Genomic DNA, 25,258 nt, shown 5'->3' on the forward strand with positions numbered 1-25,258 from the left:
TGAAGTGGCCGAGATCGTTCTGGACCATGTCGTGAAGCGCTACCCCGACGGCGCCCTGGCCGTGGACGACTTCAACCTCGACATCGCCGACGGCGAGTTCATCATCCTGGTGGGCCCGTCCGGGTGCGGGAAGTCAACCACGCTCAACATGGTGGCCGGCCTGGAGGACATCACCGCCGGCAAGCTCATCATCGACGGCCAGGTCGTCAACGACAAAGCGCCCAAGGACCGCGACATCGCCATGGTGTTCCAGTCGTACGCGCTCTACCCGCACATGACCGTCGGCGAGAACATGGGCTTCCCGCTGCGCCTCGCCGGCATGGACAAGGCCACCATCCGCCAGAAGGTGGCGGAGGCGGCCGAGATGCTGGAGCTGTCGCAGCACCTGGACCGCAAGCCGTCGAACCTGTCCGGCGGCCAGCGCCAGCGGGTGGCCATGGGCCGGGCCATCGTCCGCCAGCCCAAGGCGTTCCTCATGGACGAGCCGTTGTCGAACCTGGACGCCAAGCTGCGGGTGCAGATGCGCACCCAGATCTCCCGCATCCAGAAGACGCTGGGCACCACGACCCTCTACGTCACGCACGACCAGACCGAGGCGATGACCCTCGGCGACCGGGTCGTGGTCATGCGCGGCGGCGTCGTCCAGCAGGTCGGCTCGCCCGCCCACCTGTACGCCCACCCGGCGAACCTCTTCGTGGCCGGGTTCATCGGCAGCCCGTCGATGAACTTCCTGCCGGGACAGCTCAAGGGCCAGGGCACCGTGGTGACCGCGCTCGGCGAGGCGCAGCTGCCGGACCGGGTACGCCAGGCCCTCGACAACGCCAAGACGAACGGGCGCGACGTCATCATCGGCATCCGCCCCGAGCACTTCGAGGACGCGTCGCTCGTCGGGGACAAGCCGGGTGCGACGTTCGACGCCCCGATCGACATCGTGGAGGCGATGGGGTCGGACGTGTACGCCTACTTCGCGATGAAGGGCGACCAGGCCCACTCGGCCGACCTCGACGACCTGGCCAAGGACACCGGCAACGACCTGCACGGCGAGGGCGTCCTCATCACCGCCCGGCTGGACGCGGCGGCGGACGTGCGGCGCGGGCGCAGCGCCCGGCTCTGGTACGACACCGCCAAGATGCAGGTGTTCGACCCGGCCAGCGGCAAGAGCCTGGTGGCAGCCGACTAGCCGGCCGGCGGCAGCTCCGCCGCCTCGTCGGCCAGCGGCAGCTCCGCCGCCTCACCGGTCAGGGGCGGCGGAGAGTGCTCGGGTGCCGGCAGGTCGTGGTGCGAATACCGGCCCTGGTGGCGGGTGACCCGTAGCGGCACGACGTGGATCGGCGCGGGCGCCTCCGCGATGCGCCCGGGCCCCCACCGCACCCAGAACGGTATCCGGCCCTCCTCCGCCTCGGCCAGCAGCTTCTCGACCGTCCGCCGCCGGTCGGTGTGGTCGACCTCCACCACGATCGGCGGCGCGCCGGGCCGCGCGAGAGCCACGTCCAGCACGGAATGCTGCCGGTCCATCGGTGGCGGCAGCCGCATCACGCTGGGCGCCCGCCGGTAGACCCGCCACCCCTGGCCGGTGCCCCACGCGGCGACGGTGTCGATGATCAGCGCGGTCACCTGCTCCTGGGTCAGATCCCGGAACGTCAGCGCCGCGAGCCGTTCGCCCAGATCCTCCACCCGCGCAAGCTTAGAGCCTGCCCTTGACGCCTTGACTCACCAGCGGCGGGAACGTCGAGGATGCTGCACTGGCCGGCGACGGCCCTGCGAACAGGTGGCTAGGGCCGGGCCGAACCAGCGGCGCAGCGCCTCCTCCAGCCCTGCGCCCGTCGTTCCCTGCCACGCCACGTACGTGTCGGGACGCAGCAGCAGCGCCGACTCCAGCCCGGGAACCACCACCACGTCGACGCGGTCCTTCCACGCCCCCACGGTCAGGTCGCCGGTCGGGTCGAGCAGGAGCGGCCGGCCGGATCGGGTCAGCTCGCGCAGGCCAGGTGCGTCCGGAGCGGGCCGGCCGACGAACGCGCCGGTGTCCGTACCCATCGGATAGCGGACGTCGGATCCGGCCAGCAGGTCCGCCAGATGCTTGCGGGTCCCCGGCAGGTCCATCAGCTCCCCGAAGAGCGCGCGCAGCGCGGTGATCTCGCTGCCCGGCCCGATGAGGGCCGACTGCGCCTGGGTGTGCATGGTCACCCTCTCCGCGACCGGCCGGCGTTCCTTCTCGTACGTGTCCAGCAGCCCCTCCGAAGCCTGACCGTGCACCTCGGCGGCGAGTTTCCAGCCGAGGTTCATCGCGTCCTGCAGTCCGAGGTTGAGCCCCGGACCGCCGATCGCGGAGTGCACGTGGGCGGCGTCGCCGAGCAGCAGGACCCGCCCGGCGCGGTACCGCTCGGCGAGGCGGGTGTTGCCGCCGGCGAGGCGCCGCATCAGGTGGGGTCCCGCGCCGGTCGGTGGGGCAAGGGGAAGCGGCGCGGCGAGAACCCGGCTCGCGCTGGCCGCCAGCTCCTGCAGGGAGGCCTCCCCCTCGGCCGGCTGATCCCATTCCATCGTGCTCAGCAGCGGGTCCCGGCCGGGAACGACCGCCCACGTGATCACGCCGTGCTCGGTGCGGGTGTGCTGGAACGGCGGCACCTCGCCGTACCCGGGCACGACCAGTCCCCCGGTGTCGCTGATCATGCCGCCGGGCACGCTGACGTGCCCGGTACGCGACACCGACCGGCTGGTGGTCACGCCCGGGAAGCCGATGCCGGCCAGCTTGCGGACGACACTGTGCCCACCGTCGGCACCGACCACATAGGAGGCCCGAACGGGAGGGCGCCCCTCAAGCTGGACGGTCACCGACTCGTCGTCCTGGGTGAGCCCGACGACCTCATGCCCGCGCCGGATGTCGACACCGAGCTCGGTGGCGCGCCGCACGAGCATGGCCTCGATCTCCCGCTGCGGCACGAGCAGGGTGAACAGGGCGTTGCCCGGCACCTCGCGCAGGTCGAGCGGAAAGGCACCGAAGACGAAACCGTCCGCGGGTCGCGGCTCCTCGGAGCCCCCGGTGAGCCGTTCGTAGAGTCCGCGACGGTCGAGCATGCGGACCACCTGGCCGACGAGGCCATTGGCGCGCTGCTCGGTCGTCGGTGCGGTGAGGCGTTCCAGCAGGACCGGGCGGACGCCGGCGAGAGCGAGCTCGCAGGCGAGCATGAGGCCGTTGGGACCGGCGCCGGCGATGACGACGTCGTCCATGACGATCACCCTTTCTCGGGTACGGAGCACCGGCCCGGCGGCGCCGGGCGGACCGCCGGTGGTGATCAGGAAGGAGCCGGGAGGCCGGCAGCGACGAGGGCGAAGGCCTCGGTGAGCAGCCGGTTCACGGGTACGGGCGGGTCGGTGCGCAGGAAGTGGGCGGTAGCGGTGCTCGAGGCGGCCAGCACGGCGGCCGCCACCAGGTGGGGATAGAGGTCACGGGCGAGGTCGGTGCCGGTGCGCTCGGCGACCGCGGCCGCGAGCTCCGCCTCGGCGACGGCTCCCGCGCGCAGCACCTCGCCCTGCAGGACCGGCTCGGCGAGCATGATCCGCAGTCCGGCGGCCCATTCGGCCTGGTCGGTGACGGGGTGCTCGACGACCTCCGGCCCCGGCACCCACTGGGCCAGCACCGCCTGGGAGAGCGCCTCCCACAGAGGCTCGGCGGGCGGACGGCGGCGCAGTTCGGCGGCGATCCGCACCAGCCGGTCGAGGTGCCGCGCGGCGATCGCCTCGCCCTTGCTGGCGAAGTAGTTGTTGAACGTGCGGGGTGACACACCGGCCGCCTCGGCGATGTCCTCGACCCGGACCCGGTCGAACCCGCGCTCCACGGTGAGCCGGATCGCCGCCCAGCTGAGGGCGGCCCGCGTCTCGGCCTTCTTCCGTTCCCGCAGCCCCATGAGCCTCACCGTACAGGAACTTGCGCGCTCCGCAAAGATGCGTGGCACGCAACTTTGGTGCGGTGGGCAGTCCGTCCGGACCCGGCATACGTACCGCTTTCCGGCATCGACAGGAGGGAACATCATGCAGGGACCCACGTCACCGCCCGACTGGCCCGAGCCCGACGCCCCGCGCCCCGAGGAGGAGCCGACCGTCGAGCTGCCGGTGGTCACCGGAGCTCCGCCCCTCGCCCGCGCCGCCCTGTCCCTCGCCCTCACCAGGCGAGAACCACCGTCCGAGCCCGCGCCGCCCGAGCCTCCGCCGCCACTTCCCGAGAAGCCCCGGCCGGTCGAGACCCCTCCCCCGCCGGCCGCGGCCGAACCCGGCCGGCGTTGGCTGGTCGGCGCCGCGATCGCCGCCGCGGCCCTGATCCTGACCGGCGTCACGGTTGTCGCTCTCGGCCGCGACCGCGACGAGCCGGACGGTCGGCAGTGGACACCACCGGCGGCCGCCGGGGGGTCGGCGCCGTCCACGGATCCCGCGCCGGCGCCTGCGGGGCACACCGCGACGGGCGCGCGCGACGGGCGTACGGCGGCAGCCCTCGACCTGATCGACGGCGCCCGCACGATCAGCCTGCGCACCTCCGACCTCGGCGACGACCTGTACCGGATCAGCACCCCGGCGGGCGAGCCGCGCGCGGACGAGCAGGCCGGCCGGATCCGGGTACGCCTCGACGGCCGCCCCGACGCCGTCGACGTCGCGCTGAGCACGCGGGTGCGGTGGGACCTGCGGATCTCCGGGGGCGCCGACCTGAGCACCATCAATCTGACCGGCGGGCGCGTCGGCGGGGTGGACCTCACCGGCGGCGCCAGCCGGATCGACCTCACGCTGCCCGAGCCGGACGGCACCCTGAGCGTCCGCATGTCCGGCGGGGCGAGCCTGCTCGACGTGCGTACCGCCGGGTCGGCCCCGGTGCGTGTACGGGTCGGCAGTGGCGCCTCGGAGGTCGTTCTGGACGGGCGTACCCACCGGGGCGTGGCCGCGGGCCGGACGTTCACGCCCCGGTCCTGGGACGCCACGACCGACCGCGTGGATGTCGAGACCGTCGCCGGGCTGTCGGCACTCACCGTCGCGCCTACCGGCGGGTAATGACAGGATGCGGGCATGACGACACTCGATCCGGCGGCTGCCCGCGAAGCCTGGCGGCTGGCCGAGCCGCTGCACGCGATGGTCTACTTCGTGCCGGAGGCCACCGAACGCTTCGAGGCGCTGGGGATCTCCGCCCGGGCCGGCTACTTCGCCGCCCGCGGCGGCGTCTTCGGGCCGGTCGGGCCCGCCCCGGTCGTGGCGACCTTCTACAACTTCCGCCCCGACCTGGTCGCCCGGTTCCTCCCGTCCACCTGGGAGATCGTCAGCCCGGCCGCGGCGATCGAGGCGCGCCTCGCCGCGGCCGACGCCGCCCTCGAGCGCGGCCTGGGCGACACGCTACGCAGCGACGAGGTGGCCGAGGCGGCGTCCCTGGCCCGGCGCGCCGCCGAGTCCGCCACCGCGCACCTGGCCGGCCGTCCTCTGTACGCCGCCCACACCGAGCTCGAGTGGCCGAAGGAACCGCACCTCGTGCTGTGGCACGCCCAGACGCTGCTGCGCGAGTTCCGCGGCGACGGTCACGTGGCGGCGCTGCTGCTCGCCGGGCTCAGCGGCCTGCAATCGATGATCCTGCACACCGCATCGGGCCAGGCGAGTGGCGGGTTCCTGCGCGCCAGCCGCGGCTGGAGCAAGGAGGAGTGGGCCGCGGAGACGGAGACGCTGCGGTCGCAGGGCCTGATGACGGGCGACGAGCTGAGCGACGAGGGCCGGGAGCTGCGCGCCCGCATCGAGGCGGAGACCGACCGCCTCGCGGCTCCGGCCTACGAGGTGCTCGGGACCGACGGATGCGTACGCCTGGCCGAACTCGTCCGCCCCCTGAGCCGGACCCTGGTGAAGGCGGGTTTCCTGGCGAGCGTCGCCCCGGCACGCCCGAAGCAGTGAGCGGCCGCCGAGGGCAGGTCGACGCTGTGATGGGATCGACGGCGGTTCGTGTACGACCCGGGCGGAGGTCTCCCCTATGATGCGCGCTACATCTGCACCTGAAGCCGTCCGGAGGCAAGTCGTGGCATCGTTCCTCTTCCTCGTGGCCGGGCTCGTGGTCGGTGTCCTCGCCGGCTGGCTGCTGCGGGGACGCCAAGTCGCCGCCGGCCGGCCCGCCGGGGCGAGCACCGCCACGCCCGTCACCCCCGAACCCGCCGTACCCGACCAGCGCACGGAGGAGGCCGCGGAGCCCGTCGCGGCGCCGGCCGACGAGCCCGAGCCCGAGCACGAGCTTCCGGTCGCCGAGCCGGCGCCGGCCGCGGTGGAGGAGCCGCGCGAGGCGCCGGTCCCGGTGGCTCCCGCCCGCCCGGAGCCGACGCCGGTCGCGGTCGCCGCGGAGCCGGTCGCCGTCACGACCGAGCCGGTCGCCCCCGAGCCGCTCACGCCCGCACCCACGGCTCCTGCCGCCAACGGCTCGGCTCCCGCGACCATCGAAGAGCCGGTTCCCGCCGCGGCCGCCGAGCCCGAGCCCGTCGCCGCCGCGCCTGCCGCGGTCGCGCCTGCCGTTGCGGAACCCGAGCCGGTTCCGGCCGCGGTCGCCGTCGCGGAACCCGAGCCGGTTCCCGCAGCCGTCGCGGCGGACGAACCGGTGGCGACGATTCCCGTGCAGGGCGGCGAGCCGGCCGTCGCGCCGGTGCACGAGCCCGACGACCTGACGAAGATCGCCGGCATCGGGCCGAAGATGGCGATGGCTTTGGCCGCCGGCGGCATCACCACCTTCGAGCAGCTCGCCGCCGCCGACGAGGCCACCCTGCGGGCCGCGATCACCGGGGCCGGCATGCGGCTCGCGCCCAGCCTGTCCACCTGGCCGGACCGCGCCCGGGCGCTCGCCGCCCGCTGACCGCCCGGCTCGATTTCGCGCCGCACCCGCATGCCCGTCCGGTTCGCCGGGCGGGCATGACGCCGTTCGCCGGATCCCCTGAATCGACGACCACCTACCCGGTTCACCGCTGTGACCTAGTTGCCAATACTATGCAACAGCATCACGTGCCCAATATGCTGGCCGCGTTGCAGCCGTATGGGGAGGCACGATGGAGACAGTGGCGATGCACATCGCCAACGGGATCGTGGACGGCCCGGTGTCGGCGCTGTTCGCCGTGCTCGCCGCGCTCGCTCTGGCGTTCTGCGTCTGGCGGGCGCGCGCCGACCTCGACGACCGGCTGGCGCCGATGGCCGGCCTGGTGGCCGCGTTCATCTTCGCCGTGCAGATGCTCAACTTCCAGGTGCTGCCGGGCGTCTCCGGCCACCTGCTCGGCGGCACCCTCGCCGTGGTCCTGGTCGGACCGTGGGTCGGCGCCCTGTGCGTGTCGACCGTGCTGATCGTGCAGTGCCTGCTCTTCGCCGACGGCGGCCTCACCGCCCTGGGCCTGAACATCACCAACATGGCGCTGCTCGGCACCGCGGCGGGCTATCTGCTGGTCGCGGCACTGATGCGGGTCCTGCCGAAGACTCCGGCCGGGGTGGGTGCCACCGCCTTCATCGCCTCGGTCGTCGGGGTCGTGGTGGCCTCGCAGGGCTTCGTCCTCGAGTACTGGCTCGGCGGCACGACCGAGCTGTCCCTGTCCACGGTGGCCGGGACGATGGCCGGCGTGCACACCCTCATCGGCATCGGCGAGGGCCTGATCGCCGCCACGACGGTCGCGACCGTCGCCCGCGTACGCCCGGACCTGGTCTATGCCCTGCGCCGGTTCCGCCGGGCGCCGGTGGCCGAGCCGGTGACCGTCTCCGGAGGTGTCGGATGACCAAGCGACTCGGATGGTTCCTCGCCGGCGGCCTGCTGGTGGCGCTGCTGCTGGCCGGGGTGGTCAGCAGCTTCGCCTCGAGCAGCCCCGACGGTCTCGACGCCGCCGCGCGCCAGGGATGCACGTTCAACGCCGACGACGAGATCACCGGCGGCACGTGCATGGCGCAGAAGGAGCGGGAGCACCAGCTGGCCGGGAGCCCGCTGGCCGACTACGGCGTCCGCGGCCTGGGCGACGGCGCATTGTCGACGGGGGTCTCCGGCGTGCTCGGCGTCCTGGTCACTTTCGCCCTCGGCGGCGGCCTCTTCTGGCTGGCCCGGCGCCGTCCCGCCGGCACGACCCTCGCGCGCGACCGTGCGGAAGCCGAGGTCTAGTGGGGGCCGGTCACGCCCATCCCCTGTACCTCGACCGGCCGAGCGCGGTGCACCGCCTGGCTCCCGAGGTGAAGATCCTCGCGACCCTGCTCTTCACGATCGTGGTGGTGGCGACCCCCCGCGAGGAGCTCGGGGCCTTCGCCGGCTACGCGCTCCTGCTCGCCGGGGTCACCGCCCTCGCGCGGGTGCCGGCGTCGTGGCTCGCCAAGCGGGCCACCATCGAGCTGCCCTTCGTGCTGCTGGCCGTCGCCCTGCCGTTCGCCGGGCACGGTCCGCGGGTCGACTGGCTGGGGTTGTCGCTCTCGGTCGACGGCCTCTACGGCGCGTGGAACATCGTCGCCAAGGGCACGCTCGGGGTGCTGGCCTCGCTGCTGCTGGCCGCGTCCACCACGATGCGCGACCTCATCCTGGGGCTGGACCGGCTGCGCTGCCCGGCGGTGTTCACCCAGATCGCCACGTTCATGCTGCGCTACCTCGACATCCTGGCCGACGACGCGCGGCGGATGCGGATCGCCCGGCTGTCACGCGGCTACGATCCGAGGTTCCTGTGGCAGGTCAAGGCGTTCGCGGTCAGCGTGGGGTCGTTGTTCCTGCGGGCGTACGAGCGCGGCGAGAGGGTGTATCTGGCGATGGTCTCGCGCGGCTACGACGGGCGGCTGCCGCGGCCCGAGGCGGGCGGTGCGACCGCGGCGCAGTGGGCCCAGTCGGCAGTGCTGCCCGCGTCGGCGGCCGTGATCGCGCTGGCGGCGGTGCTGGGATGAGTCTGCGGATCACGGGGCTGACGTACGCGTACCCGGACGGAAGTGTCGCCCTCCGGGGCGTCGACCTGAGCGTCGCGGAGGGTGAGCGGGTCGCCCTGCTGGGGCCCAACGGCGCCGGCAAGACGACGCTGGTCCTGCACCTCAACGGGGTGCTGCACGGCGGCGCGGGCACGGTCGAGGTCGGCGGCCTGCGGGTCGACGCCGGTGACCGGTCGCGGCTCGCCGAGATCCGCCGCCGCGTGGGAGTCGTCTTCCAGGACCCGGACGACCAGCTGTTCATGCCGACGGTCGCCGAGGACGTCGCCTTCGGTCCGGCCAACCTGGGCCTGCGCGGCGCCGAGCTGGCGGCGCGGGTGGACGAGGCGCTGGCGGCGGTCGGCATGGGCGAGCACCGCGACCAGGTGCCGCACCACCTGTCGTTCGGGCAGCGCCGCCGCGTCGCGGTGGCCACGGTGCTCGCGATGCGCCCGGAGCTGCTGGTCCTGGACGAGCCGTCGTCCAACCTGGACCCCGCGAGCCGGCGGGAGCTGGCGGAGATCCTCGAGCGCCTGCCGGTGACCGTGCTGATGGTCACGCACGACCTGCCGTACGCGATGCAGCTCTGCCCCCGCTCGGTGATCCTCGACGGCGGCCGGATCGCGGCCGACGGGCCGACCGCCGACATCCTCGCGGACGACGGCCTGCTGCGTGCGCACCGGCTGGAGCTTCCCTACGGTTTCCACCCGGTACGGCCGTAGGACCGGACCTCAGGCCTTGGCGGCGCAGGCGCCCGGGGGCAGCTCCGCCTCGCCGAGGATGCCGAGCGACTGCTTGACCTCGGTGGTGGTGCCGAGCTGGCGGTAGCGCGCCCCGATCACGACGTCGACCACCTCGCCCTTGCGCTTGGGGTCGTAGGCGCGCTCGGCGTCGCCGAGGAAGTACGCCTGGAGCAGCTGAGCGTCGCCGACCGCCTCCGGCCCGTAGCGCAGGAGCGCGACACCGTCGAAGCGCTTCCTGTTCTCCCCGGGCTTCCTGACCTTGAACTCGCGGTTGGCGAACTCGGCGCTGACGCCCTTGGCCAGCCCCTGCGTCGCGGTGCCGTTGAGCACCTTCACCGTCACGTCCTTCGGCCCCGTGGGCAGCCGCAGGTGGGCGATCGGCGCCCCTGCGGGACAGCCGGCGGCGACGGCATCGGCCTGGGTGTCGCGGAGCACCGCCGTCACGACGACGACGATCGCCGCCACGGCGAGGACACCGACAAGGAGGAAAGCGCGGACGCGAGTGAAGCTCACGGTCCGCGAGAGTAGTGCCCGGCCGCAACGGTCACGCCGTCGGACGCCCCGCGGCAGTGGCAGCCTCGGGGTACGCCGCCTCCGGCTCGAACGGGTGCCGCAGCCGGTGCATGACCTCGTCGCTGGACCGGGCGGTGAAGGCCGCGGCCGCGCCCTCGTCGGTGGACTCGGCGCGGAACTGCGGGACGGCGAGAGCGTCGGGGATCATGCGGGTCCTGTCTGGTCGGTGATCGGGAGACCGCTGGCCTCTACCCGGCCGGGGCGCCGGTCAATCCGCCGGGAGCGGTCGCCCGATCGGGGGAACCGACGGCGCCCCATTGGTACAAAGGTGGCCATGCGCCCCGAGCACTTCCGCATCACCCGCGTCATGATCGACGGCGGCCGGGAGGTCTGCCTCCGCCTCTCCGGCGACCTCGACGGCGATGCCCGCGACGAGCTGCGACAGGAGCTCTTCGATGCCGCGCACGACAACGACGCGCCGCTTCTGGTCGTGGACCTGCACAAGACGCTCTTCCTCGACTCCGAGGCGATCGGGGCACTGCTGGACGGGTTGTTGCGGGCGCAGGAGGCCGGGAAGGCGGCCCAGATCGTCAACGCGCGCGGGGTGGTGCGGACGGTGCTGCAGGTCACCGGGGTGCTGGACCTCTTCGGGGCGACCGCCGAGTCGTCGGTCGGGCTCGGCGGCCCGGGCGGGGCGACGATCCTGCCGCTGCGCGCGCCGCGCGGCCGGCCGGATGCGGCGGCACGGCGGCGGCGCGTCACATAGGAGGGTCAGCCGCGAACGGCGGCGACGATGGCCTCCGGCGTGGTCCGGACGGCCGGGCCGGGACTCACCTCCACGAACCGCACGATGCCCTTGCGGTCCGCCACCACGACGGTGGGGTGCGGCAGGGTGGAGCGGCCGGTGCCGAGCATCTCGGTCGTCTCGGGGCTGCTGAAACCGATGCCGAACGCGTCGATGAGGGCGTGCCGGCCGTCGGAGGCGACGAGGTAGCTCAGCTCGTGCCGCCGCTTGACCGGGGCCAGCCGGTCGGCGCGCTGCGGACTGACCGCCACCAGGTGGGCGTCCAGGCCGGTCAGCACGGGGGCGAGCCGTTTCTCGTACGCGGCCAGCGCCGCATCGCACTCCGGGGACGCGGCGTGGCGGAAGAACACCAGCACCAGCGGGCCGGTGTCGAGGAGGCGGTGCAGGTGGACCGGGCCGAGGTCGGCCTCGACGAGCGCCAGGTCGGGAACCCGGCCCCCGGGGGCGATCATGCGGGTCCACACCGCGTCGCGCTCCAGCTGCCGCCGGAACGCGAGATCGGTGGCCGGCGACCGGTACGCGGAGGTGATGGTCATGTCCCGATATTACCTATCCAATTGATAGGTATTGGTTACAAGGTCACGACCGGCGGATGTGGTCCCGGTGTCGCCGACCCGCCCTCCCCAGCGTCAAAATGCTCATATCATGGCATTTCGTACAAGAGCGAGGGTCGGGATGAGCGCCATGACGCATGCAGTGCCGGATCCGCCGGTGCCGGAGGAGCTGGAATGGGCGCTGGACGAGGCGAACAAGGAGGTCGTCGCCATCGCGCCCGGCTGGTTCCGGGCATGGCCGACCGGTGACGAGAAGTGGTCGGCCGTCAACGTCCGCGCCGCCACGCAGGTGATCGTCAACCACAGCCGCGAGGACGACCGGCACCCGGACAGCTGGACCGTCCGTGCCCTGTTCGGCGACAAGGCGGTCGAGCTGCGCGTCGGGCCGTACGACAACAAGGCCCAGGCCATCTGGGTGGCGCACGCCATCCTCAGCATCGCCTTCGGCAACGACGGCCACTGATCGGTCCGGGGCCCGCCGCGGGGGTACGGTGGTCTGATCGCGGACCACGGAGGTGACGTCGTGGCCGACCCCGACGAGTCCCACCGCTTCGACGACATCGTCGCGCATCTGCACGAGGACGATCCCGGGTTCACCGCCGCCTTCGAGGAGACCAGGACGCCCGGCCGGCTGCCGTTGGCCATCGGCGCGGTGCTGTGCGCCGGGGCGCTGGCGCTGCTGATGTTCGGCGGGGTGACGGGTGCCGTGCTCGCCGTCCTCCCCTGGCTCGCCGGCATGGCGCTCGCCCTCAAGGGCCGCGGCTGACCCGCCGTCAGCCCGGACCGTACGCGGTCAGGCCGCACCAGGCGACATACTCCTCGGGACCGCCCCCGGCCAGCGCCTGCCGCGCATGCCACACCGCCGAGGCCAGCGAGTCACCCCGGCTGATCCGCTCGTGCAGCACCGCCATGCACCCCGCGCAGGCGCCGTCCGGGATCGGCAGGTCGGTGGCGGTGATGCCCGCGCTGCCGTTGGACATCATGGCGCCGACGAAGCCGAGGACCTCGCCGCCGCCGTACGACCGCTGCGCCCCCGAGTTGCAGGAGGCGAGGATGGTCCGGTGCGGCGCCACGCCCCTGGCCAGCATCTCGTAGAGGGTGAGCCGGCCGTCGCTGAGCTCCAGGGCCGAGAACAGCGGGCTGTCCGAGCGGAACAGCCCGTGGCAGGCAAGGTGCGCCAGGTCGGCGTCCTTGACCAGGGCGATCGTCGCGTCCACCGTGCTCTCCGGCGGCACCAGGGTGCGAGCGCCCGGGTGCGCCGCCGCCACTGCCCGCGCCTCGGCCAGCGCGCCCGCCAGGTCCGGGCCGGCCACCACGGCGACCCGGGTGCGCCCGTCGTCGTCCGGCGGCCCTTTCGCAGGCGTCCGGCGGGCCCGGGCCCACAGCGCGGCCGACGGCGACACCGAGATCGGCGCCGGGTGCAGTGCGGACCACGGCATGCCGAGGAACTGGGCGGACGGCACCACCACGAGCGGCACGTCCGCCGGTACGCCGACCGGCGTGATCAGCAGCCGGGTCAGCGCCTCCACGGCGTCGCGAGCCGCGCCGTGGGCGACCGCCGAGAACCGGGTGCCGTGCAGCAGCCGCCGCAGGCCGAACATCAGCGCCCCGGCCTCCTGACGGACGGGCTCCAGGGTGCCGAGCTCGACGATCCGGGTGCGCCTGGGCTCCAGCACGACGGCCAGCACGCGCTCGCCCACGACGGCGTACTCGACGAGCCACTCCCCGTCGAGAGCCCGCCGCAGCCCCGCGGTGCCGGCCGGGTCGGTCTCGCCGGCGGGGTCCTCGCCGGTCCAGGACCGGCGCCGGATCCGGGCCTCGAGCATGCTCTGCCGGGCCAGCAGGACGGCCGGCTCCTCGCCGCGCTCCAGCCGGGCGACGCGCAGTTCCTGGGCGATGCCGCGCAGCGCGATGACGTCGTCGTCCACTCCGGCCGGGGGTGGCTGCACGCGCAGCAACGCCGCCGCCCGCGTCCGTTCGAGCCATTCGAAGATGGCGGCGGGCGAGCCGGAGGGCAGCAGGCGGCGCAGCCCGACCTCGCCCAGCTCGGCGCCGTGACCGGAGGCGAGCACGCGCAGCTCCAGCGACGGCAGGGCGGCGCGGTGCCGGGCCAGGTCCCGCAGCCCGCGGACGCACTCGCGCAGCACGTCACCGGACCGGTCCGCCTCGGCGAGCAGCGCCCGGGCGAGGCGCCCGCGCAGACGCACCAGCAGGGCCTGGCCCTCGGCCAGCTCGCCCACCGCGGTCAGCTCGGCTCGGGCGACCGCCCGGCGGTCCAGGGCGAGGGCGGCCCGGCCCGCTGCGAGATGGCCGTACGCCGCCTCGGCACGCAGGCCCAGGCTCTCCAGCGTCGCCGCGGCCCTGCGCAGCCGGCGCAGCACCAGCGGTGAGTAGCCGTCGCGGCAGGCCAGGGCCTCCGCCTCCGCGACGGTCGCCCGGGCCGCCCAGGCCGGACGCCGCTGCCGCCGGAAGTCCTGCACGGCCGTGGTGGCCTCCGTGAGGGCGGTCGCCGCGTCCCCGAGCTCGAGGGCGAGCAGCGCCACCCGGAGCCGGGCCTCGGCCGCCATGAGCTTGGCGCCGTGCCGGTCGAAGTCGGCCGCCGCCGAGCGGGCCGCGGCCATGGCCTCGTCGAGCAGGCGCAGGTCCCGCAGGACGTCCGCGTACTCGAGGTGGTGCTCGCCCAGCGGCAGGCCGGCGGCGGCGTGCAGGCGCCCCGCCTCCTCGAAGCGGCGGACGCTCTCGGCCAGCCGTCCGGCGTGGAAGCTGGACCAGGCCCGGCTGTTGGCGATGACCGCCGGCAGCTGCGGCCCGAGGTCGTCGGCGAGGACCGCGGCCCGGTCGAGGTGCACCAGCGCCTCGTGCGGGCGGCCCAGCAGGGTCTGCGCGTTGGCCAGGTTGTTGGCCGCCTTCACCAGCACGATCGGCGGACAGTCCGGGTCCTCGAGCAGGTCCCTGTACGCCTGCGCGGCGGCGACGACCCGCCCCCGGTTGTGGTCCAGGACCGCGAGCTGGAAGCGCAGCTCGGGCCGGTCGGCGGGATCGATGAGCGGCTCGGCGTGGCGCAGGTCACGGGCGGCGGCGTCGTAACGGCCCAGCTCGTGCAGCGCCACCGACCGGGTGACCAGGACCTCGCCGAGCCGGCGCGACAGGCCGTGCCGGCGGGCGAGGCGGACGGCCTGGTCCAGCAGGCTCCGCGCGCCCTCGTTGTCCAGGGCGGCGTGCCGGGCCCAGGCCGCGGCGCGCAGTGCGGCCACCAGAGCCTCGACGTCCGTACCGGACCGGGCCCGCCGGAGGGTCACTTCTGCCGCCCCGGCGTATCTGAACGGATCGAGCGTGACTCTTCTGTAAGCGGCGTCGGCCTCCTCCCGAAGGCCCACCTCTGTGTCCACCTGGCACCACCCGGGGATCCGGCGGGAAGGTCGTCGTCAGCGTACCGACGAAAAGGGGGACATATCCATGACCATCGAGTCACATTGGCCGCTGGAGGACCGGCGTTCGGCCGAACAGCTGGCAAACGACCAGCGGGACGTCCGCCGCCAGGTCGAGGTGCTCAGGACCGCGCAGCACGACATCGTGGAACGCATCCGCGCCCGCCGCCGCACCGTGGGCCGGCCCATCGTGAGCTACGCGCCGGACGGCGGCGACCGCCGGATCCTCCTGGCCGAGAACCAGCTCGTGGTCGACACCGCACGGGCGGCGGACGGCCCGGTGCGGGAGGTACTGGACCGCTACCGCGGGGAGCAGGAGCACGAGGGGCCCGGCTGGCGGCGCCGGACCCGGGTCTTCACCAGCCGGGACCCGCGGCGGCTCGATCTTCTCCGCGCCGACGCCGACACGTTGCGCCGCCACGGCATCCCGGCCGGCGTCAACGTGATCGTCCCGCTCGGCTACGTGATCAAAGGCAACTCCTACCCGGGCGTCAGCACGGCCCCGGGTCCCTTCGCGACCAACGGCGCGACCGCACCCGTACGGGTCGCGATCGTGGACACCGGCCTGACCGACCAGCCCCGCACCGACGACTGGATGCACGAGGTGCGCAACGAGGGCACGGACCCGCTGGACGAGGTGGCCCCGTCGACGCGCATCGACTGGTTCGGCGGGCACGGCACCTTCGCGGCCGGGATCGTCCGGCAGATCGCCCCGGACTGCGAGGTCTGGGTCTACCGCTTCACCGGCCCCGACGGCCTGGGCTCCGACGAGGCGGCGGCCGACATGCTCGTCCGGGCCGCCGACGACGCCGCGGGACACCGGCTCATCATCAACGCCTCGTTCGGCGCACCCGCCGTGGACGGCATCCCGCCGCTGGCGATGAAGGAGGCCGTCGACCACATCCATGACACGTACGAGAACGCCCTGATCGTGGCCAGCGCCGGCAACGACGGCCTGGACGTGGAGCACTATCCGGCGGCCTTCCCGGGGGTGAAGGCGGTGGGCGCGCTGAACAGCGACCTGACCCCGGCGGCGTTCTCCAACCACGGGTCCTGGCTGGACTGCTCCGCGGTGGGCGTCGGCATCGTTTCCACGTTCGTCAAGGGTCTTCTGCCGCCCGAGCTGGACCTCTCCCCCACTATCGAGTTCGGTCCGGACTCCTGGGCGACGTGGAGCGGCACCTCGTTCACGGCGCCGCAGATCAGCGCCGCGGTGGCGGCCCTGTGCGGCGAGGACGCCGGCCTCAGCCCCCGGCAGGCGTTCGAGCAGCTCGTCGCCGGCCGGCCGGACCGGCCCGACTACGGCAAGGTGGTCCACCTGCTGCCCGGCACCCCGCTCTGACCGGGTGCTGGGCTCACACCAGGGTCCACTGTGTCGCGATGGCGGGCGCCCCGGCGCGGCGGCAGGTGAGGCTCATCGGTCCCGGAAGCACGTCGTCGATGACGAACAGGCCCCGGCCGTCGGCGTCGACGCGGCGGGCTTCCGGGGCGGCGGGCTGGCGTACCTCGATGCGGGCGGGGCCCTGGGGCGCGAGGTGGCCGGTGAGCCGGCGCCGCGTACCCACGGCCTCCACCTGCACCGCGATGATGACCTCGTCGGCGCCGTGCGGGCCGACGACCTGGAAGGTCAGCTGGCGCGGCTGGGGCGCCGTCCCGGGATCCCGGACGGCGACGGCCTGCCGGTGCACCGCGGCGTCACCGGTGGCCGCCTCGGAGTCCTCGACGAGCTCCGCGAGCTCGGCATCGAGGCCGCGCAGGCCGAAGCTCTGCCGGGCGAGCTCGACGGCGTCGGCGGGGGGCGGGTCGGCCTCCCGGAAGAGCTGACCGAGCCGGGCGAGGAGGCTGTCGTCGTGCGCGTCGTTCACGGTGTCTCCTCGGGCCGGTGGGAAAACCAGTTGCGTAGCGCGTCCATCACTGTCAGGAATTGCCACCGGCGCCGTGGATACCTTCTGTCAGGAATCGGCGGAGCTGGGTCAGGCACCGGCCCCGGGTCGGCCCCAGACTGCCGATCGGCATGCCCAGCGCAGCCGCGGCGAGCTCGTACGAGGGCCGGCCGTCCTCCGCCTCGACGACCAGCACCCGCAGCACGTCCCGGCACCGGCGACCGAGCCGCCGGAACGCCTGCCAGAGCTCGGCGTCGCGGTCGGCGACCAGGAACGGCAGCTCGGGGTCGTCCTCCTCCGGATCGCCGGGCCGGTCGACCAGCCACGCCTCGTCGACGGGCTGGGCGCGGCGGGCCCGCCGGATGGCGGCGAGCGCCTCGTTGCGGCAGGTGGTGCCGATCCAGCCGCCGAACTTCGCCGGGTCCCGCAGGGAGTCCAGGTTCTCCAGCACCCGCAGCCACGTCTGCTGGAAGACGTCCGCCGCGTCGGCCGGGGCCAGCCGGTGGACGCGGCAGATCGCCCAGACCCGGGCGCTGTAGCGCCGGACGAGCTCGTCCCACGCCGTCTGGTCCCCGCCCGCCGCCTTGCCCACGAGCGCCGCGTCGTCGACCGGTCCGCTGTCGCTCATCTCGCCTCCGATCGCCGAATCACCATGGACCACGGTGGAGCGCGTCACGGGTGCACGAGCAGCGCGTACGGATCGTCGGGATCCTCGTCCACCTTGAACCCGGCCGCGGTCAGGATCTCCGCGTAGCGCAGGATGCGCTCGGCGGGCGGGTCGAAGCCGCAGTACAGCACCCGCAGCGGCCGGCTGTTGCCACCGCCCGTGCCGAGATCCTGCACGACGAAGCCGTGCGGATGCCGGGCGGCGTTGAAATCCCGCAGGCGGGCCTTGCGCAACGCGGTGCGAACGGCCTCCGCATCGCGATCCCGGGCCGTGTGCAACGGCCGGCCGAACTTTCCATACCCGTACGCGGGGGAAGCGCCATTGCTCTCCATACCTGGATAATCGCGCTGCCGTCACCCGTTGGCTACAGCGTGTACGCACAGACTCGCTCATGCGCCCGGTTCGTGGGGTTTCCGCCGCTCCCCGATCTGCCGTTCGTCGAGGTAGGCCTCGCGTCGGTCGAGCCGCCGTTCCCGCTCGTCCGCCGCGCGCTGCCTGCGGTCGGCCGCCGTATCGCGCTGGTCGGCCAGCAGCCGGCGCCGGAACTGCCGCTCGTCCTGCAGGATCTCCCGCTGCTCCTGCAGGATCTCCCGATCGGTCAGGTCCGTCTCGCGCTCGTCGAGCAGCTCCTCCTGCTCGGACATGAGCTGTTCGCGCTGCGACAGCGCCGCCTCGCGCTCGGCCGTGGATCGCATCTCGTGCGCGGCGGTGTGGTCGTCGCCGAAGCGGAGCGTCGTCGCCGCCGGCGTCTCGTCCCGCCATACCCGCCACCATAGGCGCCTCACGACGATGATCGATACGGTGCCCGATCTTTGACGAGCACGTTATGCGGCGGCGGGCACACTTCCCCGCGTGCGAGTGCTGGTGGCGGACGACGAACGGCTCCTGGCGGACACCGTGGCACAGGGGCTCCGGCGCCTGTCGATGGCCGTGGACGTCTGCTACGACGGCGACACCGCGTTCGAGCGGATCACCGTCCACCGCTACGACGTGGCGGTGCTCGACCGTGACATGCCCGGGCGCACCGGCGACGACGTCTGCCGCTGGGTGGCGGGTACCGACGACGTGGAGACCCGGGTCCTGCTGCTCACCGCCGCGGCCGGGCTGCGCGACCGCGTCGAGGGCCTCGGCCTGGGCGCGGACGACTATCTGACCAAGCCGTTCGCCTTCGCCGAGCTGGCCGCGCGGGTCCAGGCGCTCGGCCGGCGATCGACGCCCGCCGTGCCGCCCGTCCTGGAGCAGGAGGGCATCGTCCTCGACGTGGCCCGGCACGTCGCCACCCGCGACGGCAAGGTGCTGAACCTGACGAACAAGGAGTTCGCAGTCCTGCACGTGCTGCTCGCCGCCCGCGGCCGGGTGGTCAGCGCCGAGGAGCTGCTCGAGCGGGCCTGGGACGAGAACACCGACCCGTTCACCCACGTCGTGCGGGTCACCGTCATGAACCTGCGCAAGAAGCTCGGGGAGCCGGGTGTCGTCCACACCGTCCACCGCTCCGGCTACCGGATCGGCGGCAGCTTCTGAGGCTTGTCCAGCACGTCGCGGAAGAGGTCGCCGCGTTCCCGCAGCCGCGGCAGGATGCTGCGCACGGTGAAGCCGTCCGGGCGCAGCGCCGGATCGTCCAGCTCGTCCCAGTCGATCGGCGCCGACACCGGGGCCCCGGCGGCCGGACGCGGACTGTACGGCGCGACGAGGGTCTTGTTGATCGCGTTCTGGGTGTAGTCGAGGCGGGCCAGACCGTTGCGGTCGCTCTTCTGCCACTTCCAGCTGACGAGGTCGGGTAGCACGGCGCCGACCGTCCGCGACAGCTGCTCGACCCACGCGCGGGTCTCGTCGAAGCTCGGCCCGGGCACGATCGGCACCCAGATCTGGATGCCGCGCCGGCCGGTGACCTTGGGGCGGGCGGTGACGCCGAGGTGCTCGAACGCGGTGCGGTGCAGCCGCGCCAGCGCCAGCAGGTCGTCCCAGCCCGTCGTGCCGCCAGGATCAAGATCGATGAGGGCGTACGTCGGCAGCCGCGGCGCCTCGGTCCGCGAGGTCCACGGGTGCCACTCGAGCGCACCGAAGTTCGCCGCCCAGACGAGGGCCGCGGGCTCGTCGACGACCAGGTAGGTGCGGGTCTCGCCGGGGTCCGCGTCGGGGTTGTCCCAGCGCGGCAGCCACTGCGGCGCGTGGTCCGGCACCTCCTTCTGCCAGAAGCCCTTGGTGCCCGCGCCGTCCGGGTAGCGGTGCAGGTTGAGCGCCCGGCGCCCCAGGTACGGCAGCAGCGTCGGCGCGACGGTGGCGGTGTAGCGCAGGAAATCCCGCTTGGTGACGGGCTCCTCGCCGGGCCGGGCCGGGAACAGCACCTTGTCCAGGTTCGTCACCCGCAGCCGGCGGCCGAAGATCGTCCAGGTGCCGGTGGAGCGGAAGCCGTCGAGCTCGGCCAGCTCGTCGTCCGTGACGGGCGCCGCCCTCAGCGTCACGGCGGCGCGCGCGGCGGGTTCGCCCGAGCGCCAGAGCCGGTCGGGATCGGCCTTCACCTCGTCGTTGGTGCGACCGCTGAGCACCGAGTGCGGATGGTCCTCGGCGTCCCAGCCGCTGACCGCGTACGCGTCCCGCTTGTGCAGCAGCAGCCACTCCTCCTTGCCCGACGCCGCGGTCCGGGTGCGGACCAGCACGAACCGGCCGTGCAGCTTCTCGCCGTCGAGGTCGAAGTGCAGCTCACCGGCGGCCACCTCGCGAACCGGGTCCACGCTGCGCCCGGCCCGGCGGGCGTGCGGCTCCCAGGTGCCCGCGTCCCAGACGATCACGTCGCCACCGCCGTACTGACCGGCCGGGATGACCCCCTCGAAGTCGAAGTACTCGAGCGGGTGGTCCTCGACGTGGAAAGCCGCCCGGCGGACCGCCGGGTCCAGGGTGGGCCCCTTCGGCACCGCCCAGCTGACCAGCACCCCGTCGATCTCGAGCCGGAAGTCGTAGTGCAGCCGGGTCGCCCGGTGCCGCTGCACCACGAAACGCCGGACCCCCTCCGCAGCGGTGGGCAGCGGGCGTCCCGCGGGCTCCGGGGTCCGGGCGAAGTCCCGCTTGCGCCGGTACGTCGTGAGCGGATCGGGCGGCACGGTCAGGAGGCGCGCTTCCTCGCGGTGGTCTTCTTGGCGGTCGTGGTCTTCTTCGCGGTCGTGGTCTTCTTCGCGGCCGTGGTCTTCTTCGCGGTCGCGGTCTTCTTCTTCGGCGCCGCCTTCTTGGCGGCCTTCTTGGCGGGCGCCTTCGCCGACTTCTTGGCGGCCTCCACGCTGCGGCGCAGCACCTCGAGCAGGTCGGTGACGTTCGTCGGCTCCGGCGCCTCGGCCGCGACGGTGACCTCCTTGCCCTTCTTCTTGGCCTCGATCAGCTCGTTGACCCGGTCGGTGTAGGTGTCGCGGTACTCCGCCGGCTTCCACGGGCCCGACATCGAGTCGATGAGCTGCGCCGCCATGCTCAGCTCGGCGGGCTTGGCCTTCGCCTTGCCGGGGATCCGGTCCAGCTCCGCCTTCGGGTCGCGGACCTCGTCGGCGAAGTACATCGTCTGCAGCACGAGCAGGTCGCCGTCCGGGCGGATCGCGGCCAGGTACTCCTTGCTCCGCATCACCAGCGTGCCGATCGCCGCGCGGTTCGCGTCGCTCATCGCGTCCCGCAGCAGCGCGTACGTCTTCATGGTCTCGTCGCTGCCCGGGGCCAGGTAGTAGGTCTTCTGGTAGTAGATCGGGTCGATCTCGTCCAGGTCGACGAACTGGTGGATCTCCAGGCTGCGGGACCGGCCGGGCGCCACCGAGTCGAGCTCGTCCGGCTCGAGCATGACCAGCTTCCCGCCGCCCACGTCGGTGCCCTTGACGATGTCGTCGAACTCCACCTCGTCGCCGGTGCGCTCGTTGACCCGCTTGTAGCGGATCCGGTCCGCCGTGCCCTTCTCGAACTGGTGGAAGGACACCTCGTGCTCGTGGGTGGCCGAGTACAGCCCGACCGGCACGGAGACCAGGCCGAAGGTGATCGAGCCGGTCCAGATCGGGCGCGCCATGACCCGTGCCCGCTCAGCGGCGCCCGAGCCGGCGCTCGCCCGACGCGCCCGGCTGGTACGTGAGGTTGTAGTGCGCGTACACGGCCGGCTCGTCGGCGGCGGTCAGCTCGCCGTCGAGGTCGATGGAGGGGGCCTCGCCGACCAGCTTCTTGTCGTAGCGCACCCGCACCGCGGACGGGCTGACCGTCGCGCCGCCCAGCGGCACGAACGCCAGCTTGTGGCGGCCGATGAAGCCGACCTTGACCGTCGCGAAGGCGGGTTCGTCGGTGGCGGTGTCCACGTACACCGCCTCCAGCTCGCCGATCTTGTCGCCGGCCGGGTCGATGACCTTCTCGCCGCGCCAGTCGCGCAGGTTCTCAGCGGGGAACATGCCCCTGTATCTTCCCGCACGCCGCGGGTCGAAACGGCCGCGGTTTGTGACCCGTGAGGCCGGGCAATCCCCGCCTATGTCGACCGGCCTCGATGATCCGCCGCTCCCCCGCCACCTGCAGCTCGAGATCACCTCGGCGTGCAACCTGCGCTGCATGATGTGCCTGGTGCGCTACCGGCCCCCGGTCAACAAGCTCGCCGGGGCGATGCGCCCGGAGTTGTTCCACCGGCTGGTGGCCGAGGTCCCGGGGCTGCGGCGACTGACCTTGCAGGGCCTGGGCGAGCCGCTGCTGTCGCCGTACCTGCCGGAGATGATCCGCACGGCGGTCGAACGGCACATCACGGTCGGCTTCAACACCAACGCCACCCTGCTCACCGCCCGCCGCGCCGCCGAGCTCGTCGAGAGCCGGGTGGACTGGGTGCACGTGTCGCTCGACGGCGCGCACGCGACGGCGTACGAAGCCATCCGCGACGGCGCCGACTTCGCCACCGTGGTGAGGAACCTGGCCGGCCTGGTCGCGGCGAAACGGGAAGCCGGCAGCGCGACGCCGTGGATCCGCGTCGTCTTCGTGGCCATGCGCGACACCATCGGCGAGCTGCCCGACCTGGTCCGATTGCTCGCCGACCTCGGCGTGGACGAGCTGCACGTGCAGAACCTCTCGCACAGCTTCTCCGACACCGACCCGGCCGGAGGTTACGAGGGCATCCGCCGGTTCACCGCGGACCAGGCCCTGTGGACCGGCGCCGACGATGACCGCGCCCGCCACGCGTTCGCGGCCGCGACCGAGGCGGCGAGGGAACGCGGCCTGAAGGTACGCCTGCCCGCCCTCGGCGTACCGGAGGCGGGCCCCGGGCCGGACCGGCGAGGCTGCTCGTGGCCATGGGAGGCCGCGTACGTCACGAGCGCCGGCGTGGTCCAGCCGTGCTGCATGGTCATGGGCGACGACCGGGTGTCGCTCGGGAACCTGACCGAGCAGACGTTCCCGGAGATCTGGCGCGGGCCGGCGTACCGTGACTTCCGCCGCCGCTTGGCGGGCGACGACCCGCCGGAGGTCTGCCGGGGGTGCTCGCTCTACCACCGCACGTTCTGACCGGTCAGCTCTCTGCGAGACCGAACAGATCCTCGAGGACCGCCTGCGACCTGGGCGGCAGAGGTTCGGCGGGAAAGAATCGTTCGCACAAGTCGAGGGCGGCCGCGAGAGTGCTGATGCCCATGATGGTGGCCAGCGTCCGCAGGTCCTCTTCGTCACGACTCCTGGCCGCGAACGCCTTCATCGCGGTTCGCGTCGTACGCGAGCGCCATGGCGGCACCGCCGACCACGAAGAGATCCGCCACGACACCTCTACGGACCAGACGTTCTCCGAGGGCGGTGAAGGCGCGTTCCAGCTCCGCGCGCCCCAGCAGGCCGTCGTCGCTCATGCGGCCTCGAGGTCACGCGAGGACAGGAAGACACCGTGCTTGCGAAGAGCTGCAGGCGCCCAGACGAGCGCCTCCATCCTCTTGGACGGAAGGTGCGAAGGGAACCACGGCGTAGCCAGGACACGCGAGCGTGACCAGGACGGCGGCGCAAGATCGAGCTGAGCGGCGAGGTGTTCCGCCAACGCGGCCAGCAGAGCGTCCCACTGCTCACCGACTCTGTCAGGCTCGTCGCGAAACAACCGGGGCTTGGCGTCGACCGGCTCCCAGCGATACTCCTCGAGGAACTCCCACACGTACTTCCATCGAACCTTGTCGTCGTGCTGACCGGCCAGCCGGACAGCCAGGTCAGCCATCGTCATTGCCTTATATTCCATGGTCACCGAACCGTCAACTCGCCGCGCGAAGACTCGGCACCCAGGATCTCACAGCACCCTCCGCACGGCAGGTAGGTGCCCCTGCCCCCAAGACCGGTCAGCGCACGAGCCGGTAGCGGCCGGGCTGGTAGGTGACGGTGCCGGCGTCGTCCAGCTCGTAGGTGCACGCCGGGTCGTCGCCGGTGACGCGGAGCCGGTGGGTGCCGAGCAGCTGGAACGTCGACACGCCGGGGAGCACGGCCAGCGACGGGAGCTGGACCCGTACGGTCGGCGCGGTGACCGGGCCGGAGTCCGCGCCGAGTCCCAGCCGGCGCACGGCCCAGCCGACGGAGGCGGGCGAGTCGCCGAGCCGGATCACGGCGTCCGGGCCGAGGCGCAGCGGGTCGTCGATGCCCGGCGGGGGCCCGTCCGCGGACGGGGTGCCGCTCTCCTCGGTGCGGCACGACCACTGGTCGTCCTGCCTGCTCAGGTGCAGGGTGCGGCGCCATCCGGCGCCGCTGCACGTGACCGTCAGCCGCTGGACCGTCCCGGCCTCGTCGATCTCCGCCCTCCACTGCGAGGCGTACGGGTGGGGGCCGGCGACCACAGAGCTGCCCTCCACCGACCCCGCGGACGGGAACACCAGCTCGGTGCCGACGGTGTCGGTGCGCTGCCACGCCAGGTGGGTGACCTGCGCCGGCGCGGCCGTGCGCGGTGCCAGCAGGTCCGTCGACGACGGGGTCACCGAGGTCCTCCCTCGTCGCCGGCCGGCCGCCGGCGCCGGCGGCCCTGGGTCAGCCCGGCCGCGATGGCCTCGACGGTCTGCTCCAGGTAGTTGAAGTCGGGGACGGCGACCGCCTCCGCCCGGGCGTGCAGCGTGCCCGGGGTGATGGTGTCGTCGATGCGAGCGACATGGTGTTCACCGTTGCTGTCCATTGCTACCCCCTTCGTGACTCCAAGGCATACAACCATCTTTGCACTATGCAAGGTTCTTGGCCAGGATGCGGCCTGCCGTCATGGGAGATCACGCGGAGGCCGGCTCGCCGGGGTCGCGGTCCTCGGCGTCCTCCTCGCGGTGCGCCGCCCAGCCGAGCCACCAGTCCGGCTCCGACGCCTCGCCCGCGGCGTCGGCGAAGGCGCTGAGCGCGTCGATCACCGCCGGCTGCCACAACTCCTCGGTGGCGGCGACCAGCCGTTCGAGCTCCGCCCGCCGCCGGACGAGCACCCGCTCCACCACGTCGTGACCGGCCGGCGTCAGGCGTACGCGCACCACCCGGCGGTCGGACGGCGATCGCATCCGGCGCACCAGCCCCTTGCGGATCAGCCGGTCCAGCATCCGCGTGCCGGTCGACGGGTTGACTCCCAGCTCCTCGGCGATGTCGATGCTGCGCTGCGTTCCCCGTACGGCCAGCACCACCAGCGCCCGGAACTGGGGCAGCGTGACGTCACCCTCGACGGCCGCGAGCGAGCGCGCGGTCATCCCCACGAACGCGCGGCTGGCCCGCATCAGCGCCTGGACCGTGGCGCTCGCGGCCCCTTCCGCAGATGCTTGCATAGGGACATGATTGCACGTTCGTACGGTGCGC

At 73.2% G+C, this 25,258-nt stretch carries 33 protein-coding genes; 14 read left to right on the top strand and 19 right to left on the bottom strand.

Annotated features, from left to right (window positions below; translation table 11 throughout):
* Window positions 1-4 precede the first annotated feature (4 nt).
* On the top strand, window positions 5-1,180 hold the full coding sequence (gene ugpC, locus AB0J80_RS32605; protein WP_364712769.1) for a sn-glycerol-3-phosphate ABC transporter ATP-binding protein UgpC: 1,176 nt from the start codon (window positions 5-7) through the stop codon (window positions 1,178-1,180).
* Here ugpC and AB0J80_RS32610 read toward each other — a convergent pair.
* The 3 genes from AB0J80_RS32610 to AB0J80_RS32620 form a co-directional block, all read right to left on the bottom strand.
* Window positions 1,177-1,674, bottom strand: coding sequence for a hypothetical protein (locus tag AB0J80_RS32610; protein ID WP_364712771.1), 498 nt, complete (start codon window positions 1,672-1,674; stop codon window positions 1,177-1,179). The two genes, ugpC and AB0J80_RS32610, sit on opposite strands and share 4 nt — an antisense overlap.
* A 36-nt stretch (window positions 1,675-1,710) precedes the next feature.
* Window positions 1,711-3,228, bottom strand: coding sequence for an FAD-dependent monooxygenase (locus AB0J80_RS32615; RefSeq protein ID WP_364712774.1), 1,518 nt, complete (start codon window positions 3,226-3,228; stop codon window positions 1,711-1,713).
* Window positions 3,229-3,293: 65 nt separating this feature from the next.
* A complete protein-coding gene (locus AB0J80_RS32620) occupies window positions 3,294-3,905 on the bottom strand; it encodes a TetR family transcriptional regulator (protein ID WP_364712777.1) in 612 nt (203 codons plus the stop codon).
* A gap of 124 nt (window positions 3,906-4,029) precedes the next feature.
* On the opposite strand from AB0J80_RS32620, the gene AB0J80_RS32625 reads away from it, so the two are divergent.
* The 7 genes from AB0J80_RS32625 (at window position 4,030) to AB0J80_RS32655 (ending at window position 9,626) form a co-directional block, all read left to right on the top strand.
* Window positions 4,030-5,034: a hypothetical protein gene (locus AB0J80_RS32625; RefSeq protein ID WP_364712779.1), complete on the top strand. Its 1,005-nt coding sequence runs from the start codon at window positions 4,030-4,032 to the stop codon at window positions 5,032-5,034.
* 15 nt (window positions 5,035-5,049) lie between these two features.
* Window positions 5,050-5,913, top strand: coding sequence for a hypothetical protein (locus tag AB0J80_RS32630; RefSeq protein WP_364712782.1), 864 nt, complete (start codon window positions 5,050-5,052; stop codon window positions 5,911-5,913).
* Between the two features lie 121 nt (window positions 5,914-6,034).
* Window positions 6,035-6,853, top strand: a complete 819-nt coding sequence (locus tag AB0J80_RS32635; protein ID WP_364712784.1) for a helix-hairpin-helix domain-containing protein — start codon at window positions 6,035-6,037, stop codon at window positions 6,851-6,853.
* 190 nt (window positions 6,854-7,043) lie between these two features.
* Window positions 7,044-7,754, top strand: a complete 711-nt coding sequence (locus AB0J80_RS32640; protein WP_364712786.1) for an energy-coupling factor ABC transporter permease — start codon at window positions 7,044-7,046, stop codon at window positions 7,752-7,754.
* Window positions 7,751-8,128 (top strand): PDGLE domain-containing protein, encoded by a 378-nt coding sequence (locus AB0J80_RS32645; RefSeq protein ID WP_364712787.1) that lies wholly within the window; start codon window positions 7,751-7,753, stop codon window positions 8,126-8,128. Before AB0J80_RS32640 ends, AB0J80_RS32645 begins: the two co-directional genes overlap by 4 nt.
* Complete coding sequence (gene cbiQ / locus AB0J80_RS32650) at window positions 8,128-8,889, top strand: cobalt ECF transporter T component CbiQ (RefSeq protein WP_364712789.1); 762 nt, start codon at window positions 8,128-8,130, stop codon at window positions 8,887-8,889. The genes AB0J80_RS32645 and cbiQ overlap by 1 nt, the downstream gene beginning before the upstream one ends.
* On the top strand, window positions 8,886-9,626 hold the full coding sequence (locus tag AB0J80_RS32655; protein ID WP_364712791.1) for an ABC transporter ATP-binding protein: 741 nt from the start codon (window positions 8,886-8,888) through the stop codon (window positions 9,624-9,626). Before cbiQ ends, AB0J80_RS32655 begins: the two co-directional genes overlap by 4 nt.
* Window positions 9,627-9,635: 9 nt before the next feature.
* Here the strand turns inward: AB0J80_RS32655 and AB0J80_RS32660 are convergent, their stop codons facing one another.
* Together AB0J80_RS32660 and AB0J80_RS32665 are read right to left on the bottom strand one after the other, a co-directional pair.
* Window positions 9,636-10,160: a LytR C-terminal domain-containing protein gene (locus AB0J80_RS32660; RefSeq protein WP_364712793.1), complete on the bottom strand. Its 525-nt coding sequence runs from the start codon at window positions 10,158-10,160 to the stop codon at window positions 9,636-9,638.
* A gap of 31 nt (window positions 10,161-10,191) precedes the next feature.
* Window positions 10,192-10,368: a hypothetical protein gene (locus AB0J80_RS32665; protein ID WP_364712795.1), complete on the bottom strand. Its 177-nt coding sequence runs from the start codon at window positions 10,366-10,368 to the stop codon at window positions 10,192-10,194.
* Between the two features lie 126 nt (window positions 10,369-10,494).
* Here AB0J80_RS32665 and AB0J80_RS32670 point away from each other — a divergent pair, with 126 nt between their 5' ends.
* Window positions 10,495-10,926: an STAS domain-containing protein gene (locus AB0J80_RS32670; protein ID WP_364712798.1), complete on the top strand. Its 432-nt coding sequence runs from the start codon at window positions 10,495-10,497 to the stop codon at window positions 10,924-10,926.
* Between the two features lie 5 nt (window positions 10,927-10,931).
* Here AB0J80_RS32670 and AB0J80_RS32675 read toward each other — a convergent pair whose 3' ends face one another.
* Window positions 10,932-11,501: a redoxin domain-containing protein gene (locus AB0J80_RS32675; protein WP_364712800.1), complete on the bottom strand. Its 570-nt coding sequence runs from the start codon at window positions 11,499-11,501 to the stop codon at window positions 10,932-10,934.
* 148 nt (window positions 11,502-11,649) lie between these two features.
* Here AB0J80_RS32675 and AB0J80_RS32680 point away from each other — a divergent pair, with 148 nt between their 5' ends.
* On the top strand, window positions 11,650-11,982 hold the full coding sequence (locus AB0J80_RS32680) for a hypothetical protein (RefSeq protein WP_364712802.1): 333 nt from the start codon (window positions 11,650-11,652) through the stop codon (window positions 11,980-11,982).
* Between the two features lie 60 nt (window positions 11,983-12,042).
* Window positions 12,043-12,285, top strand: coding sequence for a DUF3040 domain-containing protein (locus AB0J80_RS32685; RefSeq protein WP_364712805.1), 243 nt, complete (start codon window positions 12,043-12,045; stop codon window positions 12,283-12,285).
* Between the two features lie 7 nt (window positions 12,286-12,292).
* On the opposite strand, the gene AB0J80_RS32690 is transcribed toward AB0J80_RS32685, so the two are convergent.
* On the bottom strand, window positions 12,293-14,818 hold the full coding sequence (locus tag AB0J80_RS32690; protein ID WP_364712807.1) for a CHAT domain-containing protein: 2,526 nt from the start codon (window positions 14,816-14,818) through the stop codon (window positions 12,293-12,295).
* Window positions 14,819-14,975: 157 nt separating this feature from the next.
* On the opposite strand from AB0J80_RS32690, the gene AB0J80_RS32695 reads away from it, so the two are divergent.
* Window positions 14,976-16,289, top strand: coding sequence for a S8/S53 family peptidase (locus AB0J80_RS32695; RefSeq protein WP_364712809.1), 1,314 nt, complete (start codon window positions 14,976-14,978; stop codon window positions 16,287-16,289).
* A gap of 13 nt (window positions 16,290-16,302) precedes the next feature.
* On the opposite strand, the gene AB0J80_RS32700 is transcribed toward AB0J80_RS32695, so the two are convergent.
* Genes AB0J80_RS32700 through AB0J80_RS32715 form a run of 4 tightly spaced genes read right to left on the bottom strand, consistent with a single transcriptional unit; the run spans window position 16,303 to window position 18,282 of the window.
* Window positions 16,303-16,812 carry a hypothetical protein gene (locus tag AB0J80_RS32700; RefSeq protein WP_364712811.1) on the bottom strand — a complete coding sequence of 170 codons (510 nt, stop codon included), beginning with the start codon at window positions 16,810-16,812 and terminating at the stop codon, window positions 16,303-16,305.
* A gap of 52 nt (window positions 16,813-16,864) precedes the next feature.
* Entirely contained in the window at window positions 16,865-17,458 is a 594-nt protein-coding gene (locus tag AB0J80_RS32705; protein ID WP_364712814.1) for a sigma-70 family RNA polymerase sigma factor, read from the bottom strand.
* Between the two features lie 44 nt (window positions 17,459-17,502).
* Window positions 17,503-17,829, bottom strand: coding sequence for a hypothetical protein (locus tag AB0J80_RS32710; protein ID WP_364712815.1), 327 nt, complete (start codon window positions 17,827-17,829; stop codon window positions 17,503-17,505).
* A 57-nt stretch (window positions 17,830-17,886) separates the two neighbouring features.
* The gene (locus AB0J80_RS32715) at window positions 17,887-18,282 is read right to left on the bottom strand and encodes a hypothetical protein (RefSeq protein WP_364712818.1); all 396 of its coding nucleotides are present in this window, start codon (window positions 18,280-18,282) and stop codon (window positions 17,887-17,889) included.
* 67 nt (window positions 18,283-18,349) lie between these two features.
* Here AB0J80_RS32715 and AB0J80_RS32720 point away from each other — a divergent pair, with 67 nt between their 5' ends.
* On the top strand, window positions 18,350-19,018 hold the full coding sequence (locus tag AB0J80_RS32720; protein ID WP_364712819.1) for a response regulator transcription factor: 669 nt from the start codon (window positions 18,350-18,352) through the stop codon (window positions 19,016-19,018).
* Here AB0J80_RS32720 and AB0J80_RS32725 read toward each other — a convergent pair.
* From AB0J80_RS32725 to AB0J80_RS32735, 3 genes are read right to left on the bottom strand one after another with little or no spacing between them, the layout of a single operon-like run.
* On the bottom strand, window positions 18,994-20,595 hold the full coding sequence (locus AB0J80_RS32725) for a DNA polymerase ligase N-terminal domain-containing protein (protein WP_364712821.1): 1,602 nt from the start codon (window positions 20,593-20,595) through the stop codon (window positions 18,994-18,996). The two genes, AB0J80_RS32720 and AB0J80_RS32725, sit on opposite strands and share 25 nt — an antisense overlap.
* Before the next feature lie 2 nt (window positions 20,596-20,597).
* Window positions 20,598-21,530 carry a Ku protein gene (locus AB0J80_RS32730; RefSeq protein WP_364712823.1) on the bottom strand — a complete coding sequence of 311 codons (933 nt, stop codon included), beginning with the start codon at window positions 21,528-21,530 and terminating at the stop codon, window positions 20,598-20,600.
* Between the two features lie 13 nt (window positions 21,531-21,543).
* Window positions 21,544-21,900 (bottom strand): PRC-barrel domain-containing protein, encoded by a 357-nt coding sequence (locus tag AB0J80_RS32735; RefSeq protein ID WP_364712826.1) that lies wholly within the window; start codon window positions 21,898-21,900, stop codon window positions 21,544-21,546.
* 76 nt (window positions 21,901-21,976) lie between these two features.
* On the opposite strand from AB0J80_RS32735, the gene AB0J80_RS32740 reads away from it, so the two are divergent.
* Window positions 21,977-22,990, top strand: coding sequence for a radical SAM protein (locus AB0J80_RS32740; protein WP_364712829.1), 1,014 nt, complete (start codon window positions 21,977-21,979; stop codon window positions 22,988-22,990).
* 155 nt (window positions 22,991-23,145) lie between these two features.
* Here AB0J80_RS32740 and AB0J80_RS32745 read toward each other — a convergent pair whose 3' ends face one another.
* The 5 genes from AB0J80_RS32745 to AB0J80_RS32765 form a co-directional block, all read right to left on the bottom strand.
* The gene (locus tag AB0J80_RS32745; protein WP_364712831.1) at window positions 23,146-23,319 is read right to left on the bottom strand and encodes a hypothetical protein; all 174 of its coding nucleotides are present in this window, start codon (window positions 23,317-23,319) and stop codon (window positions 23,146-23,148) included.
* Window positions 23,316-23,672, bottom strand: coding sequence for a hypothetical protein (locus tag AB0J80_RS32750; protein WP_364712834.1), 357 nt, complete (start codon window positions 23,670-23,672; stop codon window positions 23,316-23,318). The genes AB0J80_RS32745 and AB0J80_RS32750 overlap by 4 nt, the downstream gene beginning before the upstream one ends.
* A gap of 118 nt (window positions 23,673-23,790) precedes the next feature.
* Window positions 23,791-24,417 (bottom strand): putative glycolipid-binding domain-containing protein, encoded by a 627-nt coding sequence (locus tag AB0J80_RS32755; protein WP_364712836.1) that lies wholly within the window; start codon window positions 24,415-24,417, stop codon window positions 23,791-23,793.
* Complete coding sequence (locus tag AB0J80_RS32760; protein ID WP_364712838.1) at window positions 24,414-24,608, bottom strand: hypothetical protein; 195 nt, start codon at window positions 24,606-24,608, stop codon at window positions 24,414-24,416. Before AB0J80_RS32760 ends, AB0J80_RS32755 begins: the two co-directional genes overlap by 4 nt.
* 88 nt (window positions 24,609-24,696) lie before the next feature.
* Window positions 24,697-25,227 (bottom strand): MarR family transcriptional regulator, encoded by a 531-nt coding sequence (locus AB0J80_RS32765; protein WP_364712840.1) that lies wholly within the window; start codon window positions 25,225-25,227, stop codon window positions 24,697-24,699.
* Window positions 25,228-25,258: the final 31 nt, after the last annotated feature.

It is taken from the genome of Actinoplanes sp. NPDC049548, from assembly GCF_040676695.1.
GTDB lineage: Bacteria > Actinomycetota > Actinomycetes > Mycobacteriales > Micromonosporaceae > Actinoplanes.

Coding starts and splice junctions, on each gene's coding strand:
- AB0J80_RS32615 (WP_364712774.1), bottom strand. CDS start 3,228: ATGGACGACGTCGTCATCGCCGGCGCCGGTCCCAACGGCCTCATGCTC.
- AB0J80_RS32620 (WP_364712777.1), bottom strand. CDS start 3,905: ATGGGGCTGCGGGAACGGAAGAAGGCCGAGACGCGGGCCGCCCTCAGC.
- AB0J80_RS32625 (WP_364712779.1), top strand. CDS start 4,030: ATGCAGGGACCCACGTCACCGCCCGACTGGCCCGAGCCCGACGCCCCG.
- AB0J80_RS32630 (WP_364712782.1), top strand. CDS start 5,050: ATGACGACACTCGATCCGGCGGCTGCCCGCGAAGCCTGGCGGCTGGCC.
- AB0J80_RS32640 (WP_364712786.1), top strand. CDS start 7,044: ATGGAGACAGTGGCGATGCACATCGCCAACGGGATCGTGGACGGCCCG.
- AB0J80_RS32645 (WP_364712787.1), top strand. CDS start 7,751: ATGACCAAGCGACTCGGATGGTTCCTCGCCGGCGGCCTGCTGGTGGCG.
- AB0J80_RS32655 (WP_364712791.1), top strand. CDS start 8,886: ATGAGTCTGCGGATCACGGGGCTGACGTACGCGTACCCGGACGGAAGT.
- AB0J80_RS32665 (WP_364712795.1), bottom strand. CDS start 10,368: ATGATCCCCGACGCTCTCGCCGTCCCGCAGTTCCGCGCCGAGTCCACC.
- AB0J80_RS32670 (WP_364712798.1), top strand. CDS start 10,495: ATGCGCCCCGAGCACTTCCGCATCACCCGCGTCATGATCGACGGCGGC.
- AB0J80_RS32675 (WP_364712800.1), bottom strand. CDS start 11,501: ATGACCATCACCTCCGCGTACCGGTCGCCGGCCACCGATCTCGCGTTC.
- AB0J80_RS32680 (WP_364712802.1), top strand. CDS start 11,650: ATGACGCATGCAGTGCCGGATCCGCCGGTGCCGGAGGAGCTGGAATGG.
- AB0J80_RS32695 (WP_364712809.1), top strand. CDS start 14,976: ATGACCATCGAGTCACATTGGCCGCTGGAGGACCGGCGTTCGGCCGAA.
- AB0J80_RS32705 (WP_364712814.1), bottom strand. CDS start 17,458: ATGAGCGACAGCGGACCGGTCGACGACGCGGCGCTCGTGGGCAAGGCG.
- AB0J80_RS32710 (WP_364712815.1), bottom strand. CDS start 17,829: ATGGAGAGCAATGGCGCTTCCCCCGCGTACGGGTATGGAAAGTTCGGC.
- AB0J80_RS32730 (WP_364712823.1), bottom strand. CDS start 21,530: ATGGCGCGCCCGATCTGGACCGGCTCGATCACCTTCGGCCTGGTCTCC.
- AB0J80_RS32735 (WP_364712826.1), bottom strand. CDS start 21,900: ATGTTCCCCGCTGAGAACCTGCGCGACTGGCGCGGCGAGAAGGTCATC.
- AB0J80_RS32740 (WP_364712829.1), top strand. CDS start 21,977: ATGTCGACCGGCCTCGATGATCCGCCGCTCCCCCGCCACCTGCAGCTC.
- AB0J80_RS32745 (WP_364712831.1), bottom strand. CDS start 23,319: ATGAGCGACGACGGCCTGCTGGGGCGCGCGGAGCTGGAACGCGCCTTC.
- AB0J80_RS32750 (WP_364712834.1), bottom strand. CDS start 23,672: ATGGCTGACCTGGCTGTCCGGCTGGCCGGTCAGCACGACGACAAGGTT.
- AB0J80_RS32760 (WP_364712838.1), bottom strand. CDS start 24,608: ATGGACAGCAACGGTGAACACCATGTCGCTCGCATCGACGACACCATC.
- AB0J80_RS32765 (WP_364712840.1), bottom strand. CDS start 25,227: ATGCAAGCATCTGCGGAAGGGGCCGCGAGCGCCACGGTCCAGGCGCTG.